The 16314-nt window shown below is 73.2% G+C and carries 18 protein-coding genes; 8 read left to right on the top strand and 10 right to left on the bottom strand.

Annotated features, from left to right (window positions below; all coding sequences use genetic code 11):
• Nucleotides 1-117 precede the first annotated feature (117 nt).
• Nucleotides 118-588 (top strand): RDD family protein, encoded by a 471-nt coding sequence (locus AB0L25_RS16460; RefSeq protein WP_500172776.1) that lies wholly within the window; start codon nt 118-120, stop codon nt 586-588.
• Between the two features lie 81 nt (nt 589-669).
• Here the strand turns inward: AB0L25_RS16460 and AB0L25_RS16465 are convergent, their stop codons facing one another.
• Both AB0L25_RS16465 and lipA read right to left on the bottom strand, forming a co-directional pair.
• On the bottom strand, nt 670-1365 hold the full coding sequence (locus AB0L25_RS16465; protein WP_500172778.1) for a DUF4191 domain-containing protein: 696 nt from the start codon (nt 1363-1365) through the stop codon (nt 670-672).
• Nucleotides 1366-1431: 66 nt separating this feature from the next.
• A complete protein-coding gene (gene lipA / locus AB0L25_RS16470; RefSeq protein ID WP_500172780.1) occupies nt 1432-2361 on the bottom strand; it encodes a lipoyl synthase in 930 nt (309 codons plus the stop codon).
• A gap of 222 nt (nt 2362-2583) precedes the next feature.
• Between lipA and AB0L25_RS16475 the strand changes: the two genes are divergently transcribed.
• On the top strand, nt 2584-3084 hold the full coding sequence (locus AB0L25_RS16475) for a YfbM family protein (RefSeq protein WP_500172783.1): 501 nt from the start codon (nt 2584-2586) through the stop codon (nt 3082-3084).
• 12 nt (nt 3085-3096) lie between these two features.
• On the opposite strand, the gene AB0L25_RS16480 is transcribed toward AB0L25_RS16475, so the two are convergent.
• The 6 genes from AB0L25_RS16480 to AB0L25_RS16505 form a co-directional block, all read right to left on the bottom strand.
• The gene (locus AB0L25_RS16480) at nt 3097-3834 is read right to left on the bottom strand and encodes a Type 1 glutamine amidotransferase-like domain-containing protein (RefSeq protein ID WP_500172785.1); all 738 of its coding nucleotides are present in this window, start codon (nt 3832-3834) and stop codon (nt 3097-3099) included.
• 158 nt (nt 3835-3992) lie between these two features.
• Entirely contained in the window at nt 3993-5474 is a 1482-nt protein-coding gene (sucB, locus tag AB0L25_RS16485) for a 2-oxoglutarate dehydrogenase, E2 component, dihydrolipoamide succinyltransferase (protein WP_500172787.1), read from the bottom strand.
• Between the two features lie 41 nt (nt 5475-5515).
• Complete coding sequence (gene lpdA, locus AB0L25_RS16490) at nt 5516-6910, bottom strand: dihydrolipoyl dehydrogenase (protein ID WP_500172789.1); 1395 nt, start codon at nt 6908-6910, stop codon at nt 5516-5518.
• Between the two features lie 133 nt (nt 6911-7043).
• Nucleotides 7044-8522 (bottom strand): leucyl aminopeptidase, encoded by a 1479-nt coding sequence (locus tag AB0L25_RS16495; RefSeq protein ID WP_500172792.1) that lies wholly within the window; start codon nt 8520-8522, stop codon nt 7044-7046.
• A 64-nt stretch (nt 8523-8586) separates the two neighbouring features.
• Entirely contained in the window at nt 8587-9345 is a 759-nt protein-coding gene (locus AB0L25_RS16500) for an adenosylcobinamide-GDP ribazoletransferase (protein ID WP_500172794.1), read from the bottom strand.
• Nucleotides 9342-10430 (bottom strand): bifunctional adenosylcobinamide kinase/adenosylcobinamide-phosphate guanylyltransferase, encoded by a 1089-nt coding sequence (locus AB0L25_RS16505; RefSeq protein WP_500172796.1) that lies wholly within the window; start codon nt 10428-10430, stop codon nt 9342-9344. Before AB0L25_RS16505 ends, AB0L25_RS16500 begins: the two co-directional genes overlap by 4 nt.
• Nucleotides 10431-10557: 127 nt before the next feature.
• Here AB0L25_RS16505 and AB0L25_RS16510 point away from each other — a divergent pair, with 127 nt between their 5' ends.
• Nucleotides 10558-11445, top strand: coding sequence for a DsbA family protein (locus AB0L25_RS16510; protein ID WP_500172798.1), 888 nt, complete (start codon nt 10558-10560; stop codon nt 11443-11445).
• Between the two features lie 82 nt (nt 11446-11527).
• On the top strand, nt 11528-11725 hold the full coding sequence (locus AB0L25_RS16515) for a hypothetical protein (protein WP_500172800.1): 198 nt from the start codon (nt 11528-11530) through the stop codon (nt 11723-11725).
• 73 nt (nt 11726-11798) lie between these two features.
• Here the strand turns inward: AB0L25_RS16515 and AB0L25_RS16520 are convergent, their stop codons facing one another.
• Both AB0L25_RS16520 and AB0L25_RS16525 read right to left on the bottom strand, forming a co-directional pair.
• Nucleotides 11799-12800, bottom strand: a complete 1002-nt coding sequence (locus AB0L25_RS16520) for an aldo/keto reductase family protein (RefSeq protein ID WP_500172802.1) — start codon at nt 12798-12800, stop codon at nt 11799-11801.
• Nucleotides 12801-12852: 52 nt separating this feature from the next.
• Entirely contained in the window at nt 12853-13428 is a 576-nt protein-coding gene (locus tag AB0L25_RS16525; RefSeq protein ID WP_500172804.1) for a DUF3043 domain-containing protein, read from the bottom strand.
• A gap of 131 nt (nt 13429-13559) precedes the next feature.
• On the opposite strand from AB0L25_RS16525, the gene AB0L25_RS16530 reads away from it, so the two are divergent.
• From AB0L25_RS16530 to pspAB, 4 genes are all read left to right on the top strand, one after another.
• A complete protein-coding gene (locus AB0L25_RS16530; RefSeq protein WP_500172806.1) occupies nt 13560-14363 on the top strand; it encodes a PspA/IM30 family protein in 804 nt (267 codons plus the stop codon).
• Nucleotides 14360-14638, top strand: coding sequence for a PspA-associated protein PspAA (gene pspAA / locus AB0L25_RS16535; protein WP_026405696.1), 279 nt, complete (start codon nt 14360-14362; stop codon nt 14636-14638). The genes AB0L25_RS16530 and pspAA overlap by 4 nt, the downstream gene beginning before the upstream one ends.
• A gap of 121 nt (nt 14639-14759) precedes the next feature.
• Entirely contained in the window at nt 14760-15677 is a 918-nt protein-coding gene (htpX, locus tag AB0L25_RS16540; RefSeq protein ID WP_500172808.1) for a zinc metalloprotease HtpX, read from the top strand.
• A 2-nt stretch (nt 15678-15679) separates the two neighbouring features.
• Complete coding sequence (pspAB, locus tag AB0L25_RS16545; protein WP_500172810.1) at nt 15680-16249, top strand: PspA-associated protein PspAB; 570 nt, start codon at nt 15680-15682, stop codon at nt 16247-16249.
• Nucleotides 16250-16314 lie beyond the last annotated feature (65 nt).

Genomic DNA, 16314 nt, shown 5'->3' on the forward strand with positions numbered 1-16314 from the left:
GTTTCCCGGCCATGTCCCATATGTTTCGAGCGTGTTACGCGGGCCGTCCTTCCTGTGACGGGTCGTCCGGGGTGAGGGCCCGTCGGAACCCGCCGGGGGAGCGGATAGCGTAGGGACATGAGCAGTGGCAAGAGCCCGCGCTGGACGCAGACGTGGCTGAGCGGCGCGCGCGCGGCAGGGGCCGACCTCGGGGACCCGGGGGAGCGGTTCGGTTTTCCGGAGAGCGGCAGCGGCGCCGTCGCGAGCTACCCGCGCAGGATCGGCGCGCTGTTCGTCGACTGGGGGCTGTCGATGCTGGTCGCGAGCCTGCTGGCGCGCACCCTCGACTGGGGGCCGCCCGAGCGCAGCACCTGGACGCTCGTCGTCTTCGGCATCCAGGCGTGGGTGCTCACCTCGATGATCGGCATGACGATCGGCAAGCGGCTGTGCGGGATCCGCGTGATCCGGCTGGACGGACGTCCGGTCGGGCTCGGCTGGGGCCTCGCGCGCACGCTCCTGCTGCTCCTCGTCGTCCCCGCCCTGCTCTGGGACCGCGACTACCGCGGGCTGCACGACCGGGCGGCCAACACCGCCGTCGTGAACATCTGACCCCCGCCCCGACCGCGCACACGTCCGACCGAGCGAAAGCGCCCCCTCCCGTCCGGGAGAGGGCGCTTCGTCGTTCCGTCGTCAGCGCATCCGGGGCTTGGGGCCCTTGGGCATCTTCGCGCCCTTGGGGATCGGGCCCTTCGGCATCTGCATGGCGCGGGGCAGCGCCTGCAGCCGGTCGTTCAGCTCCGCGACCTGGCCCTTGGTGAGGTTGCGCGGCAGCTTCATCAGGTGCCGCTGCAGCTTGTCCACCGGGATCTGCCCCTCCTCGTCGCCCACCTGGACGTCGTAGATGGGGACCTGCTGGGCCGCGCGGGAAATGCGCTTCTTCTCCGCGCCGAGCAGGTGCCCGACCCGGTTGCGGGGGCCCTCGGAGACCAGCACGACCCCGGGGCGCCCGACCGCGCGGTGCACCATGTCGAGGTTGCGGTTGCCGGCCACCGCCTCGGTGACCGTCCAGCCGCCGCGCATGTTCTTCAGGATCGCGGCGGCCGCGCCCGGCTGCCCGGCGATCACCTTGTACTGGGCGCGCTGCGCCAGCTGACCGAACACGATCATGCCGACCGCGAACGCGGCCAGGATGCCCAGTGGGATGAAGAACCAGAGCTGGCCGAAGATCAGCCCGATGACGACGAGGACGGCCAGCGTCCCGAGCGCCGAGGCGAAGACGATCGGGAGGGCCTTCGGGTTCGCCTGGTGCAGCACCTGGGCGACCATGCGGATCTGCTTGAGGCGGCCCGGACGCTCCTGGCCTCCGTCTGCGGGCTTTTTCGACATGGTTCCAAGGATAGTCGGGTCGGGGTCGTCACCGGACAGCCGATTCGTCCCCGAACGGCGTGCGTGTCAGGACTCCCGGGCCTCGATCGCCTGCTTGTAGAGGCGTCCGGCGCGGTAGCTGGACCGGACGAGCGGACCCGACATCACGCCCGCGTAGCCGATCTCCCTGGCCTCGTCCGCCAGCTCGACGAACTCCTCCGGCTTCACCCAGCGCTCCACCGGGTGGTGCCGCGGGGACGGCCGCAGGTACTGCGTGATCGTGATGAGTTCGCAACCGGCGTCGTGCAGGTCGCGCAGCGCCGCGGAGATCTCCTCGCGGGTCTCGCCCATGCCCAGGATCAGGTTCGACTTGGTGACCAGCCCGTCCTCGCGGGCCTTGGAGATCACCTCGAGGGAGCGCTCGTAGCGGAACCCGGGACGGATCCGCTTGAAGATCCGCGGGACGGTTTCCACGTTGTGCGCGAGGACCTCGGGCCGCGACGAGAACACCTCGGCGAGCTGCTCGGGCACCGCGTTGAAGTCGGGGATCAGCAGCTCGACGCCGCAGCCGGGCACGGCCGCGTGGATCTGCCGCACCGTCTCCGCGTACAGCCAGGCGCCGCCGTCCTCCAGGTCGTCGCGGGCGACGCCCGTGACGGTCGCGTACTTCAGGCCCATCGTCACGACGGACTCGGCGACGCGGCGCGGCTCGTCCCGGTCGAACGCGGCGGGCTTGCCCGTGTCGATGTTGCAGAAGTCGCAGCGCCGGGTGCACTGCTCCCCGCCGATGAGGAACGTGGCCTCGCGGTCCTCCCAGCATTCGAAGATGTTGGGACAGGCCGCCTCCTGGCACACCGTGTGCAGGCCCTCGGACTTCACCAGCCCGATGAGCTCCCGGTACTGCGGGCCCATCTTCAGCCGGGTCTTGATCCACTCCGGCTTGCGCTCGATCGGGGTCTGGCTGTTGCGTGCCTCAATGCGCAGGAGCTTGCGCCCCTCTGGTGTCACCGTTGTCACCCGTTCAGCCTACGTCGCGGTTCCGGCGATCGGCACACCGCGCGCGCCCGCTCCGCCCCGCCCGGCGTCGATGCCGTATCGGGAGGATCTCGAACGAGTGACGTTAACGGCGGGGCGCCGCGGATTCGCGTGTTTCGGTCATCTCTTTCCCCGGACGTCTCTAGGGTGGCTCCCTGTCGTCACGAAGAGTCTCACGGTCATCGAGCGGACAGGAGGAGCGCGGTGGGTCTGGCAATGTCGTACCTCAGGGTGCCGCCCGTGGTGGAGGGGGAGACCGACCCCGGCCGGATCGCCCGCCACGTGTTCGGCGACCGCGAGTGGCGCCGCCGCGCCGCGCCCGTCGACCTCGGCGGCGCCTGGCAGGCGCTGCACTACCTGCTGACGGGCGACGCGTGGGACGGCCGCCAGCCCGAGGCGGACGTGGTGTGCGGCGGCCGGCTGCTCACCGAGGACGGCGCCGACGAGCTCGGCATGGACGTCGTCTACCTCGCCCCGGACCGCGTCAAGCCCGCCGCCGACCACCTCGCGGCGACGCCGTTCGCCGACGTCGCCGCCCGCTTCGACCCCGCCGCGATGCACGCCGCGGGCGTCCAGGAGGCGGCCGGTCTCGACGCCGCCGCCCGCGACGAGGTGCTCGCGCCCGCCTACCGGGCGCTCACCGGCCTGTTCCGCGCGGCCGCCGACGAGGGCGAGGCCGTCTACAAGGTGATGTTCGCGTCCTGAGGGCCCGAGAGCTCAGAGGGAGGCGAGGAGACGGGGCTCGAGGCGCGTCTCCTTCGCGGTGCCCGGGCCGTCCGGCTCCACCCGGTAGGCGCCCGCCTCCTGCCGGAACGAGACGGCCTGGACGAACTCGGTACCCACGTAGTGCAGGGCGACCGACTCGTCCGCCGCGTAACCGCCGGGCAGGGTGCCCTCGCCCACGAGCTGCTGCAGCAGGGGGCGCCGCTGCGGGTCGCTGTCGTAGTGGACGCCGCAGGAGTACGGCAGGAACCCGAGGCCGTCGGTCAGCGGGCGCAGCTGCGGGCCGAACGAGTCGGTGTTGCCGCCGACGTGCCAGCACAGCGCCCCCGCGCTCTGCCCGGACAGCACGACGCCCGCCTCCCACGCCTCCCGCATGATCTCGTCGAGGCCGTGCAGCCGCCACAGCGCGAGCAGGTTGGCGACGCTGCCGCCCGACACGTACACGAGGTCCTGGGTGAGCAGGTGCGCCCGCATGTCCGCCACGTTCGGCATCGGGAACAGCGCCAGGTGGCTCACCTCGGCGTCCAGGGCGGCGAACGCGGCGTAGAAGCGGGACACGTACTCGGCGCCGTCGCCGAGGGCGGTGGTGAGGAAGCAGACGCGGGGACGGTCCTGCCCGGTGAGGTCGACGGCGTAGCGCAGCAGCGGGCTCGGCGCGAGCCCCTCCCGCCCGTCGGGGACGAACGATCCGCCGCCGATCGCGAGAATGTGCGGCTGTCCGTCGGTGCTCATGCGCCCTCCTCAAGGCCGTCCTGCACGGCCGTTCGCTGTCGCTGTCACCGTACGGCCGCCGCGGATCGCGGGCCGCGACTTTGACGAATCTTGAGCACAACGCGCGGAACCCCCGCCGTCCCGGTGGGGCGGCGGGGGTTCCGGTGACCGGGGGAGGGTCAGAGGCCGAGCTCGGCCTCGAAGTTGCCCTCCTCCAGACGGTGCTTGACGGTGCCCAGGAAGCGGGCGGCGTCGGCGCCGTCGATGAGCCGGTGGTCGTAGGTCAGGGCCAGGTAGACCATGGACCGGACGGCGATGACCTCGCCCAGCTCGGGGTCGTCGATGACGGCGGGGCGCTTGACGACCGCGCCCGTGCCGAGCATGCCGACCTGCGGCTGGTTGAGGATTGGGGTGTCGAACAGGGCGCCGCGGCTGCCGGTGTTGGTCAGCGTGAACGTGCCGCCGGACAGCTCGTCCGGGCTGACCTTGCCGGTGCGGGTCCGCTCGGCGAGGTCGGCGATGCGCTGCGCGAGCCCGGCCAGGTTGAGCTGGCCGGCGTTGTCGATCACCGGGACCATCAGGCCGCGCTCCTGGACGTCCACCGCCATGCCCAGGTTCTCGACGTCGTGGTAGGTGACCTCGTTCGTCTCGCTGTTGATGACGGCGTTCACCTTCGGGTGCGCCTTGAGGGCCTCGACCGCCGCCATCGCGAAGAACGGCAGGAAGGACAGCTTGACGCCCTCGCGGGCCTCGAAGTCGGCCTTGGCCTGCTCGCGCAGCCGCGCGATCTTGGTGACGTCCACCTCGACGACGGTGGTGAGCTGCGCCGACACCTGCAGCGACTCCACCATGCGGCGGGCGATCGTCTGCCGGATCCGCGACATCGGCTCGGTCTTGCCGCGCAGCGCGAGCTGCTCGGCGGGGGCGGCGGCGGGCGGCGGGGTCGCGGCGCGGGCCGCCGGGCGCGCGGCCGGGGCCGCGGGCGCCGCCGGGGCGGCCGGGGCGGCGGCCTGCTGCGCCTGCCGCTCCTTGGCGGCGCGGGCCGCCTCCAGGACGTCCTGCTTGCGGATGCGGCCGCCGACGCCGGTGCCGTTGATCGACGCCAGGTCGACGCCGTGCTCGGTGGCGAGCTTGCGGACGAGCGGCGTCACGTACGGGCCGTCGGACGGCGTCCCGGCGGCCGGCGCGGACGGCTGCTCGGGCGTCTGCGGCGCGGGCTCCGGCGGGGCCTGCTGCGGCGCCTGCGCCTGCGGGGCGGGCTCCGGCGGCGCGGCCGGCTGCTGCTGCGCGGGCGGCGGCCAGGCGGCGGGCGGCGGGGCCTGCTGCGCCTGCGGCTGCTGCGGGGCCTGCTCCTGCTGCGGGGCGGGCGCCTCCTGCGGCTTCTCCTCGGCGGCCGGAGCGGCGCCGCCGGACGGCGCGTCGCCCTCGTCACCGATGATGGCGAGTTCCGCGCCGACCTCGACGGTCTCGTCCTCGGCGACGGTGATGCTGGTCAGGATGCCCGAGGCGGGCGAAGGGATCTCGGTGTCGACCTTGTCGGTCGACACTTCGAGAAGCGGCTCGTCGGTCTCGACGCGCTCACCCTCCTTCTTCAGCCAGCGGGTGACGGTGCCCTCGGTGACGCTCTCGCCGAGCTGGGGCATGGTGACGGAGACCGGCATGGCTCTCAGCGACTCCTTCGAAGAAATGAACCGTGCGGCGTTCAGCCGTGCACGTGCAATGGCTTGCCGGCGAGGGCGAGATGTGCCTCGCCGACGGCCTCGGATTGTGTCGGATGGGGGTGGATCAGCTGCGCGACCTCGTCGGGGAGGGCCTCCCAGTTGTAGATGAGCTGCCCCTCCGCGATGAGCTCGCCGACGCGCGCGCCGACCATGTGCAGCCCGAGGACGGGACCGTCCACGGCCGCGATCACCTTGATCTCGCCCTGCGTCCCCAGGATCTTGCTCTTGGGGTTGCCGGCCAGGTCGTAGGTGACCTCCTTGATCTCGTGCCCGCGCTCCCGCGCCGTCGCCGAGGTGATGCCGACGGAGGCGACCTCGGGGTCGGAGTAGGTGATGCGCGGGACGCCGTCGTAGTCGATCGGGGGCGGGGTGAGCCCGCCCAGCCGTTCGGCGACGAGGATCCCCTCGGCGAAGCCGACGTGGGCCAACTGCGGCGTCCGGATCAGGTCGCCGACCGCCGAGATCGTGGGGACGCTGGTGCGGCAGTACTCGTCGACCTTGACGAAGCCGCGCTCGGTCTCGACGCCGGCCTCGGCGAGCCCGATGCCGTCGGAGACGGGGCCGCGGCCGACGGCGACGAGGAGCAGCTCCGCGTCGATCGTCTTGCCGTTGTCGAGCGACACCGCGATGCCGCCCTGCGTGGTCTTGACGCCCTCGAAGCGGGCGCCCAGCTCGAACTTGATGCCGCGCTTGCGGAACGCCCGCTCCAGCCGCTTGGAGCTGGACTCCTCCTCCAGCGGCAGCAGGTGGGGCAGGGCCTCGACGATCGTGACGTCGGCGCCGAACGAGCGCCACACGCTCGCGAACTCGACGCCGATGACGCCGCCGCCGAGGACGACCACGGAGCCGGGGACGTGCTCGAGCCGCAGCGCGTGGTCGCTGGAGATGACGCGCTCGCCGTCGATCTCCAGGCCGGGCAGCGACCGCGGCGCGGACCCGGTGGCGAGCACGACGTGCGCGCCCTCCAGCGTGCGGACCGTTCCGTCCTGCGCGGTGACCTCGACGGACGTCGGGCCGGTGAGCCGCCCGGTGCCGTGCACGACCTCGATGCCGCGGCCCTTGATGAGGCCGGTGAGGCCCTTGACGGTCGTCGTGACGACCTTGTCCTTGTAGGCGTTCACGCCGGCGACGTCGATGCCCTCGAACGACGCCTTGACGCCGAACCTGGCGGCCTCGCGGGTCTGGTCCGCCACCTCGGCCGCGTGCAGCAGCGCCTTGGTGGGGATGCAGCCCCGGTTGAGGCAGGTCCCGCCGAGGGACTCGTCCCGCTCGATGAGCGCGACCGACTTGCCGAGCTCGGCGGCGCGCAGCGCGCACGCGTATCCGCCGCTGCCGGCACCTAGGACCACGATGTCGAAGGGGCCGCTGTTGGCCACTGGACGCTCCCTTTCCCGGTTCTGGCGCCGCGTGGACCGCGGCGCCGGGGGCGGGGCGGGGCGCTCCGGCAACGGGCCCCCACCGCCACGAGAAAACCTATTCGCTTGTCGTTCCGGCCGCACCGGGTCGCCGTCAGAGGGTCCCCGCGGCGAGGTCCTCGGCGATCTGCACCAGCGTGCGGGTCGCGGCGCCGGTGCCGCCCTTCGGGGTGTAGCCGTACGGCTCGCCCTTGTGGAACGACGGGCCCGCGATGTCGAGGTGCGCCCACTTGACGCCGTCCGCGACGAACTCCTGGAGGAACACGCCCGCGACCAGCATGCCGCCCCAGCGGTCGCCGCTGATGTTGGCGAGGTCGGCGACCGCGGAGTCCAGGCCCTTGCGCAGCTCGGCCGGCAGCGGCATGCCCCAGGAGGGCTCGCCGGCGCGCCCGGCCGCGTCCACCACCTTCTCACGGACGGCGTCGTCGTTGGCCATGACCCCGGTGGTCCGGGTGCCGAGCGCGACGAGCTGCGCGCCGGTGAGGGTGGCGACGTCCACGATCAGGTCGGGGCCGTCCTCGGCCGCGCGCACCAGGGCGTCGGCGAGCACGAGGCGTCCCTCGGCGTCGGTGTTGAGGACCTCGACGGTCTTGCCGCCGTAGATGCGGATGACGTCGGACGGGCGCTGCGCGGTGCCGCTCGGCATGTTCTCGGCGGCGGCGAGGTAGCCGACGACGTTGACCTTCGGGCGGAGCCGGCCGATCGCGGCGAGCGCGCCGAGCACGGCGCCCGCGCCGCCCATGTCGGACTTCATCCAGTCCATGGCCTCGGACGGCTTGAGCGACAGGCCGCCCGAGTCGAACGTGATGCCCTTGCCGACCAGCGCGAGCGTCTTCGTCGCCTCGGGGTGGGTGTAGGAGAGGCGGATCAGCCGCGGCGGGTTGACCGAGCCCTGCCCGACCCCCACGAGGCCGCCGTAGCCGCCGTCCACCAGGGCCTTCTCGTCGAGCACCTCGATCGACAGGCCGGTCTCCCCGGCGATCCGCTCGGCCTCGCCCGCGAGGTCCTCGGGGGAGAGGTGCGACGGCGGGGTGTTCACCAGGTCGCGGACGAGCTTCACCGACTCGGCCAGCACGCGGGCGCGCTCGACGGCCGCCTCGGCGCCGTCGCCGCCCGCCAGCAGCGTGATCTCCTCGACCGGGCTCTTGTGCTCGCCGGTGCGGAAGGAGTCGAAGGAGTAGGCGCCGAGGAGCGCGCCCAGGGCGGCCGCCTCGACCTGCTCGGCGGACGCGACGGGCAGCGCGACGGCGGCCCGGGCGGAACCGGAGAGCGAGCGCAGGGCGGCTCCGGCGGCGCGGCGCAGGTCCTCGGGGGTGGGGTCCTCGCCGAGCCCGGCGGCGACGATCACCGGCGCGGGCACGGCGCCGAGCGTGGGCACGCGGGTGATCTCCCCGGCCTTGCCGGTCGCGCCCAGCGCGCCGAGCGCGGCGGAGAGCCGGCCGTCCAGGGCCCGGTCCAGCGCCTCGGCGCCGGCTGCGGGGGCGACTCCGTCCCCGCCGGGCGAGACGCCGATCACGATCGCGTCGACGTCGAGGCTGTCCGGGGCTGCGCTGTCAAGGCTGATGGTCGTCACGTAGCCCGATGTTAGTCCTCTTGGGGGGCCGGTTCGTCCTCAGGGATCAAAGGTTCGTCCCGGTTCATCCCGCGGCGAGGACGATCAGCGCGCCCGTCCCCGCGATCTCCACGAGCGCGCCGAGGACGTCGCCGGTGACGCCGCCCAGCCGCCGGGTCGCGTGCCGCAGCGCCGCGAGCGCGGCGGCGAGCCCGAACCCCGCGGCGGCGACCGCGAGCAGGGCGCCGTCCGTTCCGCCGGACGCCGCCCCGGCCGCGGCGGCGGCCGCGAGGACGGCGGCCGTGGCGGCGAGGGCCGCGCGCCCGGACACGGTGCCCGCGACGAGCGCCCCCAGCCCGCCCGGACGGGCGGACGGCACGGACGCGCGGCACGCCCACGGCAGCGCGAGCCGTCCGGCGACCCCCGCGACGAGCGCCGCCACCGCCGGGTGCGGGGCCGACGCCAGCGCCGCGACCTGGACCAGCAGGGTCAGCAGCAGGGTGACGACGCCGAACGGGCCGATGTCGGACCGCTTCATGATCTCCAGCGCGTCCGCGGCCGGCTTCCGGCTGCCCAGGCCGTCGGCGAGGTCGGCGAGGCCGTCGAGGTGCAGCGCCCGCGTGACCGCCGCCGACGCCGCGACCGCGAGCGCCGCGCACAGCGCCGGGGAGAGGCCGAGCGCGCCGCCTGCGAGCAGGACGAGCGCCGCCGCGCCCCCGGTGACCGCCCCGACGGCCGGGGCGAGCAGCATCGCGGTGCGCGCGGTCGCGCGGTCGAACCGTCCCTCGCCGGGGAACGGCACGACGGTGAGCAGCGTGACCGCCAGCCGGAGCCCCGCGATCACGGCAGTTCCGTCACGCGGCCCGCGACCACGAGCGCCGCCTCCTCCGACTCGGCGGCGAGCCGCTGGTTGAGCAGCCCGAGCGCGTCCCGGAACGCCCGTCCGGACGGCGTGGTCGGCACCAGCGACAACCCCACCTCGTCGCTCACCGCCACCACGCGCGCCGCGGTGCCGCGCCACGCGGCGACCAGGGCGTCGACGCGGGGGAGGACCCGGCGGACGGCGTCCGCAGGCTCGTCCCACGCCCGCGTCTCGTCCATCGCCGCCGCGAGCCACGTCCCGAGGCCGTCCACGAGGACCGCGCCGGTCGCCGACCCCAGCACGCCCGCGACGTCGGTGGTCTCCAGGGTGCGCCACCGGGCGGGGCGCCGCCGCCGGTGCGCCGCCACGCGCGCCGCCCACTCGGCGTCGCCGTCCCGCGCGCCGCCCGTCGCGACGTACGTCACCTCCGGGCAGGCGGCTAACCGCAGCTCCGCCTCCGCCGACTTCCCCGACCGCGCCCCGCCGAGCAACAGCGTCCGCCAGGGCCCGGCGTCCGCGCGGAGCCAGAACCCCAGCCGGCGCTCGAGCTCGGCCGGCGACCGGACGCGGTGGTCGACGTGGACGGCCGCGACGCGCGTCCCCTCCGCCACCGCGCCGACGCTCCGCAGGTACCCGAGGTGCTCGGGGGCCCCGACGAGATCGAGGAGCGCCGCGTCGTAGCGGACGTCCCCGGCGGGCTCGGGGCGCGCCCCCGGCCCCGCCGCCACGAGCACCTGTTCCCCCGACGGCCCGCGCACGTCGTGGCCGCCGGGCACGTCCGTCCGGTCGCACTCCGCCCACGGCACCCCGCCGACCGTCGCGGCGAACCCCTCGAACCGGACCCCGCGCGCCCGCAGCGCATTGCACGACGCGCACCCGCACCCGTCCCCAGGCCACCCGCCTGCCGACGCGACCCCCAGAACCTCCACCCCCGACCCGGGCACACCACCGTTCCCCTGGGGCGTCCCGCCAAGTCCGGTGGTGCCGCCCGTCCCGGCGCCGGCGGGAGCGGACTCGGCGTCGTCCCCGTCGGGGGCGGGGGTGGGGGCGTTGACTTCGGTGTTCATGTCGGTGGACGACTCTACGGCGGGGCGGGCGCCGTTACGCTCGCGGGAGGGAGATCGCCTTTGGGGTGAAGTTCCCGAATGGGCGAATCGCGCCATCGAACCGAAACGTCGACCGAAGGAGACACGGGTGGGCTACCCCCCGAACTCGCCGTTCCCGCCGCCTCCGCCGCCGCCCGGCGGGATGCCCCCGGGCGGGATGCCCCCGGGCGGGATGCCCCCGGGCGGGATGCCGCCCGGGCCGGGGGCGCCCTGGCAGGGCGGGCCGCCGGTTCCCCCGCCGTCCGGTGGCGGACGGGGCCCGGGGCTGGTGATCGCGCTCGTCGGCGGCGGGCTGGTGGTCGTCCTCATCGCGGTCGCGGCGGTGGTGTTCGCGGTCCGCGGCGCCGAGGAGGAGGGCGGCGGGGGACGCGGCGGCGAGATCCAGTTGCAGGTCGGCGACATCGTCGGCGGGGCGAAGGCCACTCCGGCCGAGGACGGCAGCCTCGCGATGGCCCGGCCCGGCGTCTCGGCCCCCGTCGTGGACATCTACACCGACTTCGCCTGCCCGCACTGCGGGACCTTCGACAAGGCGAACGACCCGATGCTGAAGGAACTGGCCGTCGCCGGGGACGCCAAGGTCGTCTTCCACCCCATGGTGATCTTCAACGAGTCCGTGCAGCCGGCGTACGACAACGCGCTGCGGGCGGCGTCCGCGCTGCGGTGCGTCGGGAACGGCGCGCGGTGGCTGTCCTACCAGGACGCGCTCTACGAGCACCAGCCCGCGAACCTGCAGACCGAGGGGTACGCGCTCAGCGAGCTGGTGTCCATCGGCGCCGAGGCGGGGGTGGCCGACGCCCGGTTCGAGGAGTGCGTGCTCGACCAGTGGTACGCCGGGGAGGTCAAGCGGGTCAGCGAGGGGTACGTCGACTCCGGGGTGGGCGGCACGCCGACCGTCCAGGTGAACGGCCGCACCCTCGACCAGGACGACATCGCCACGCCCGAGGCGCTCCGCAAAGCCATCGAGGCCGCCGCGTGACGGGCTACGCTCACGTCCACGGCGGTGGATCACGGCAGGGCACGGCGACAGGGCACGAGCGGCACGAGGGAGAGACGGCGCGATGGCGTGGAGCTGGCGTTTGGAGACGGCCGACGGGCGCACCGTGGGCGTGTCGGAGGAGTCCTTCTCCACCCAGGCGGACGCGGAGAGCTGGCTGGGCGAGAACTGGCGGGCCCTGCTCGCCGGCGGCGCCGACAAGGTGACGCTGCTGGAGGGCGACACGGCCGTCTACGAGATGAGCCTGCACGAACCGGAGTGAGCGGCGGGACGGCGAAGGGCCGCGGCCCCCGGGAGACCGGGAGCGCCGCGGCCCTCGTGCGTGCGGCGGGAGGTCAGGGGCGGGACTCGGGGCTGCGGGTCCGGGCCGGGTCGCGGATCACGACCGGGCCGAGCACGTCGTCGATCCGCTTGAGGACGTCCGCGTCCAGCTTCACCCCGGCGGCCTTCACGTTGTCGCGGACCTGCTCGGGACGGGACGCGCCCACGATCGCCGCCGACACGTTCGGGTTCTGCAGCGTCCACGCGATCGCGAGCTGCGCCATCGACAGCCCGAGATCGTCGGCGATCGGCCGCAGCTCCTGCACCCGGGTCAGGTGGTCGTCGGTCAGGTAGCGCTTGATCATGTCGCTGCCGCCCTTGTCGTCGGTCGCCCGCGACCCCTCGGGCAGCGGCTGCCCCGGCTTGTACTTGCCGGTCAGCACGCCCTGCGCGATCGGCGACCACACGATCTGGCCGATGCCCTCCCGCTCGCACAGCGGGACGACCTCGTCCTCGATCACCCGCCACAGCATCGAGTACTGCGGCTGGCTGGAGACGATCCGGTCGAAGCCCATCTCGTCGGCGATCTTCAGCGCCCGCTCGATCTCCTCGGCCCGCCACTCGGACACGCCGACGTACAGGACCTTGCCCTGCCGGACGAGATCGTCGAAGGCGCGGAGGGTCTCCTCCAGCGGGGTCTCGTAGTCGAAACGGTGCGCCTGGTAGAGGTCGACGTAGTCGGTGCCGAGGCGGCGCAGCGACCCGTTGATCGACTCCATGATGTGCTTGCGCGACAGGCCCCGGTCGTTCTGCCCGGGGCCGGTGGGCCAGTAGACCTTGGTGAAGATCTCCAGGCCCTCGCGGCGCTGCCCCTTCAGCGCCCGCCCGAGGACCTCCTCGGCGCGCGTGCCGGCGTAGACGTCGGCGGTGTCGAAGGTGGTGACGCCCTCGTCGAGCGCCGCGCGCACGCACGCGTTCGCGGCGTCCTCCTCGACCTGGGAGCCGTGGGTGAGCCAGTTGCCGTACGCGATCTCGCTGATCTTGAGACCGCTTCTGCCCAGGTGTCTGAACTCCATGCCGAAAACCCTAGCCCGCCGGGCGTACCGGCGGATCCGGGTCACCGGACGGTCAGACCTTGTCCTTCTCGCCGATCTTCACCTGGGCGGCGGGGACGCGCAGCCGGCGGATCTGCATCGCGCGCATCGCCGCGTACATCCCGACGCCCTTGTGGTTCTCGTCCGGGTACCGCTCGGCCGCCAGCTTCTTGATGCCGCGGCTGAGCAGCAGGCCCTCGCCGAACACCGCGAGCAGCAGCAGCGGCGGCGCGAACAGCACCAGCAGGCGGGCCGCCGGGATCGGGATGAGGCTGAGCAGGACGATCGCGAACATCGCGTACATCAGGTACGAGCCGACCGTCCGGCGCGAGTCGACGTAGTCGCGGGCGAGCCGGCGGACGGGGCCCTTGTCGCGCTTGAGGAGGTACTTGTCGTCGCCCCGCTGCATTCCCTCGCGGGCCTTGACGCGCTCGGCGGCCTGCCGTTCCCGGACCTTCTTGTAGGCCTCTTTGCGGTTCGACGGAGCGGTGATCGGCTGCCGGTTCCGCTTCTCGGCTTCCCGCCGCTTGGGCGTGGGACGGCCCTTTCCTCCCGGCTTTACTACCTGAGGAGGATTCGGAGGGGCTTCCTGGGTACGACGCTTGAACACGGGATCAGCCTACCGGCTGCGAACGTCGTGACTGCCTCGCACGTTACCGCGTAGGGTGATAAGAACCCCAGCAGTGGTCATTGAGCCCAGTTTGCGACTGAGCGACAGCACGAAGGGACCGGCGCCGCGCGATGAGCGTGATGAAGCGAATGTCGATGATCTTCAAGGCCAAGGCGAACAAGGCCCTGGACCGAGCCGAGGATCCTCGCGAGACGCTCGACTACTCCTACCAGCGACAGCTGGAGATGCTGCAGAAGGTCCGTCGGGGAGTCGCCGACGTCGCCACCTCCCGCAAGCGTCTCGAGCTGCAGATCAACCAGCTCGAACAGCAGCAGGAGAAGCTGACCGACCAGGGCCGCAAGGCGCTCCAGGTCGGCCGTGAGGACCTCGCCCGAACGGCGCTCGAGCGTCGCGCCGGGATCGAGGGCCAGCTGAACGACCTGCGGGCGCAGTACCAGCAGTTGCAGGGCGAGGAGGAGAAGCTCACGCTCGCCTCCCAGCGGCTGCAGGCCAAGGTCGACTCCTTCCGCACGCGCAAGGAGACCATCAAGGCCACCTACACCGCGGCCGAGGCGCAGACGAAGATCAACGAGGCGTTCTCCGGCATCTCCGAGGAGATGGGCGACGTCGGCCTGGCGATCCAGCGCGCCGAGGAGAAGACCGAGAACATGAAGGCCCGCGCCGGGGCGATCGACGAGCTGCTGGCGTCCGGCGCCCTCGAGGACTTCTCCGGTCCGAAGGACGACATCCAGGCCGAGCTGGACCGGGTGGGCGCGAGCGGCGGCGTCGACCTGGAGCTGGAGCGGATGAAGGCCGAACTCGGCCAGGGGCCCGCTCCGAAGGAGCTGAACGAGGGCTCCCCGAGCGGGCAGCAGCAGCCGCAGGTGGACACCTCCAAGCAGGCGTGGCCGCAGCAGCCCGGGGGTGCCCAGTGATCGTCCGGCTGATGGGCGAGGGGCAGCTGGACGTCGCCGCCGAGGACCTGACGGCGCTCAACGCGCTGGACGACGAGCTCGAGGCGGCGATCGAGTCGGGCGACGAGACGACGTTCCGGGCCGCGCTGGTCGCGCTGCTGGACAACGTCCGCAAGGTCGGCAAGCCGCTGCCCGCCGACAGCCTGGCGCCGTCGGAGCTGATCCTGCCGCCCGCGGACGCGCACATCGACGAGGTGCGGTCCATGCTGGGCGACGAGGGCCTGATTCCGGACTAGGCGGGGGAGAACGGGGAGCCACGGGGCCGATCACCCACAGCGAAAGGGACATCCGGCACAAAACACGCCGCTCGCACGTTCTTCCTGGTGAACGGGGTTGACACCGGGGGGTGGTGAGCGCATGGCCAGGACTCGTTATGCGCCCGACAGGGGGCTGACGTCCCGCATGCTCGTGACCATGTTCCTGCTGGGGCTGGTCTATGTCGTCTTCGTTTCGGCGTTCTTCGTGCTGGCGCCGGAATGGGGCGTTTTCGCGCTGGCCGTGGCGGTGGTGTTCCTGCTCGCCCAGTACTTCTTCTCCGACCGGATGACGCTGTTCGCCATGCACGGCCGGGTCGTCTCGCCGCAGGAGGCGCCGGAACTGCACGGGGTGATCGACCGGATCTGCGCCCTGTCGGACGCGCCCAAGCCCAAGGTCGCGATCGCCGACACCGACGTGCCGAACGCGTTCGCGACGGGCCGCAACCAGAAGAAGGCCGTCGTCTGCGTGACGACCGGGCTGCTGCGCCGGCTCGACCCGGTCGAGCTGGAGGGCGTCCTCGCGCACGAGATGGCGCACGTCGCGCACAAGGACGTCGCGGTCATGACGATCGCGTCGTTCCTCGGCGTCTGCGCGGGCCTCATCACCCGGTTCGGGCTGCAGTTCGGCCTGTGGGGCGGCTTCAACCGGCGGGGCAACGACCAGAACACCGGGCTCGTCCTGCTGGCCGTGGTGGGCGCGAGCGCGCTCGCCTACGCCGTCAGCTTCCTGCTCACCCGCGCGCTGTCGCGGTACCGGGAGCTGTCGGCCGACCGGGCCGCCGCGCTGCTGACCGGGCGCCCGTCGGCGCTCGCGTCCGCGCTCACCAAGGTCAGCGGCGACATCGCCCGGATCCCGACGAACGACCTGCGGTCCGCGCAGCCGTTCAACGCGTTCTTCTTCACTCCGGCGCTCGGGCGCGGGGCGAGCGTCGCGGCGCTGTTCGCCACGCACCCGTCGCTGGACAAGCGACTCGCCCAGCTCGGCAAGATCTCCGACCAGCTCGGCAGGGGGGCCTGACCGTGGGATTCCTGGACGCGCTGCTCGGCCGCTCCAAGCCGGCCCGTCCCGACCTCGACCGGATGTTCGCGCTGTCCACCGCCGCCGTCACGCTGGAGGCCGCGACGGGGTTCGTCCCGACCGGCCTCGGCTCGGTGTGCTTCCGGGCGGCGGAGGGCGGCGCGTTCGCCCGCCTGCAGCAGGACGTCCGGGAGCTGCTGGACGCCGACGAGGGCCCGCCCGTCGAGCTCTCCAACGACTCCTACGGGTTCACGTGGCTGCTCGCCGAGCACCGTCCGGACGAGCTGCCCGACCTCGTCACCGACCTGCACGCGGTCAACGCGACCCTGGAGTCGGGCGGGTTCGGCCCGCACCTGCTGTGCTCCCTGGTGGGGTTCCGCGACCCGGACGGCCGGCGGCTCGCGCTCGTGTACCTCTACAAGCGCGGCACCTTCTACCCGTTCGCCCCGCTTCCGGGCGACAAGCGGGACAACGCCCTCGAGCTCCAGGTCCGGGCCGCGGTCGGCGCCGACCTGCCGTTCGAGGACGACCTGGGGCGCTGGTTCCCGGTCTGGGGCGCGCCCGGCCTGTGAGCCGGGAGGGGCGGGGCGCGACGGCCCCGCCCCGTTCACGGGACGCGCTCTCCGGGGCGTTCCGG

It is taken from the genome of Spirillospora sp. NPDC052242 (assembly GCF_040679555.1).
GTDB lineage: Bacteria > Actinomycetota > Actinomycetes > Streptosporangiales > Streptosporangiaceae > Spirillospora.

Excerpts from the sequence above, each read along its gene's own strand:
- AB0L25_RS16460 (WP_500172776.1), top strand. The coding sequence starts at position 118 with ATGAGCAGTGGCAAGAGCCCGCGCTGGACGCAGACGTGGCTGAGCGGC.
- AB0L25_RS16465 (WP_500172778.1), bottom strand. The coding sequence starts at position 1,365 with ATGTCGAAAAAGCCCGCAGACGGAGGCCAGGAGCGTCCGGGCCGCCTC.
- AB0L25_RS16480 (WP_500172785.1), bottom strand. The coding sequence starts at position 3,834 with ATGAGCACCGACGGACAGCCGCACATTCTCGCGATCGGCGGCGGATCG.
- sucB (WP_500172787.1), bottom strand. The coding sequence starts at position 5,474 with ATGCCGGTCTCCGTCACCATGCCCCAGCTCGGCGAGAGCGTCACCGAG.
- AB0L25_RS16505 (WP_500172796.1), bottom strand. The coding sequence starts at position 10,430 with ATGAACACCGAAGTCAACGCCCCCACCCCCGCCCCCGACGGGGACGAC.
- AB0L25_RS16515 (WP_500172800.1), top strand. The coding sequence starts at position 11,528 with ATGGCGTGGAGCTGGCGTTTGGAGACGGCCGACGGGCGCACCGTGGGC.
- AB0L25_RS16520 (WP_500172802.1), bottom strand. The coding sequence starts at position 12,800 with ATGGAGTTCAGACACCTGGGCAGAAGCGGTCTCAAGATCAGCGAGATC.
- AB0L25_RS16530 (WP_500172806.1), top strand. The coding sequence starts at position 13,560 with ATGAGCGTGATGAAGCGAATGTCGATGATCTTCAAGGCCAAGGCGAAC.
- htpX (WP_500172808.1), top strand. The coding sequence starts at position 14,760 with ATGGCCAGGACTCGTTATGCGCCCGACAGGGGGCTGACGTCCCGCATG.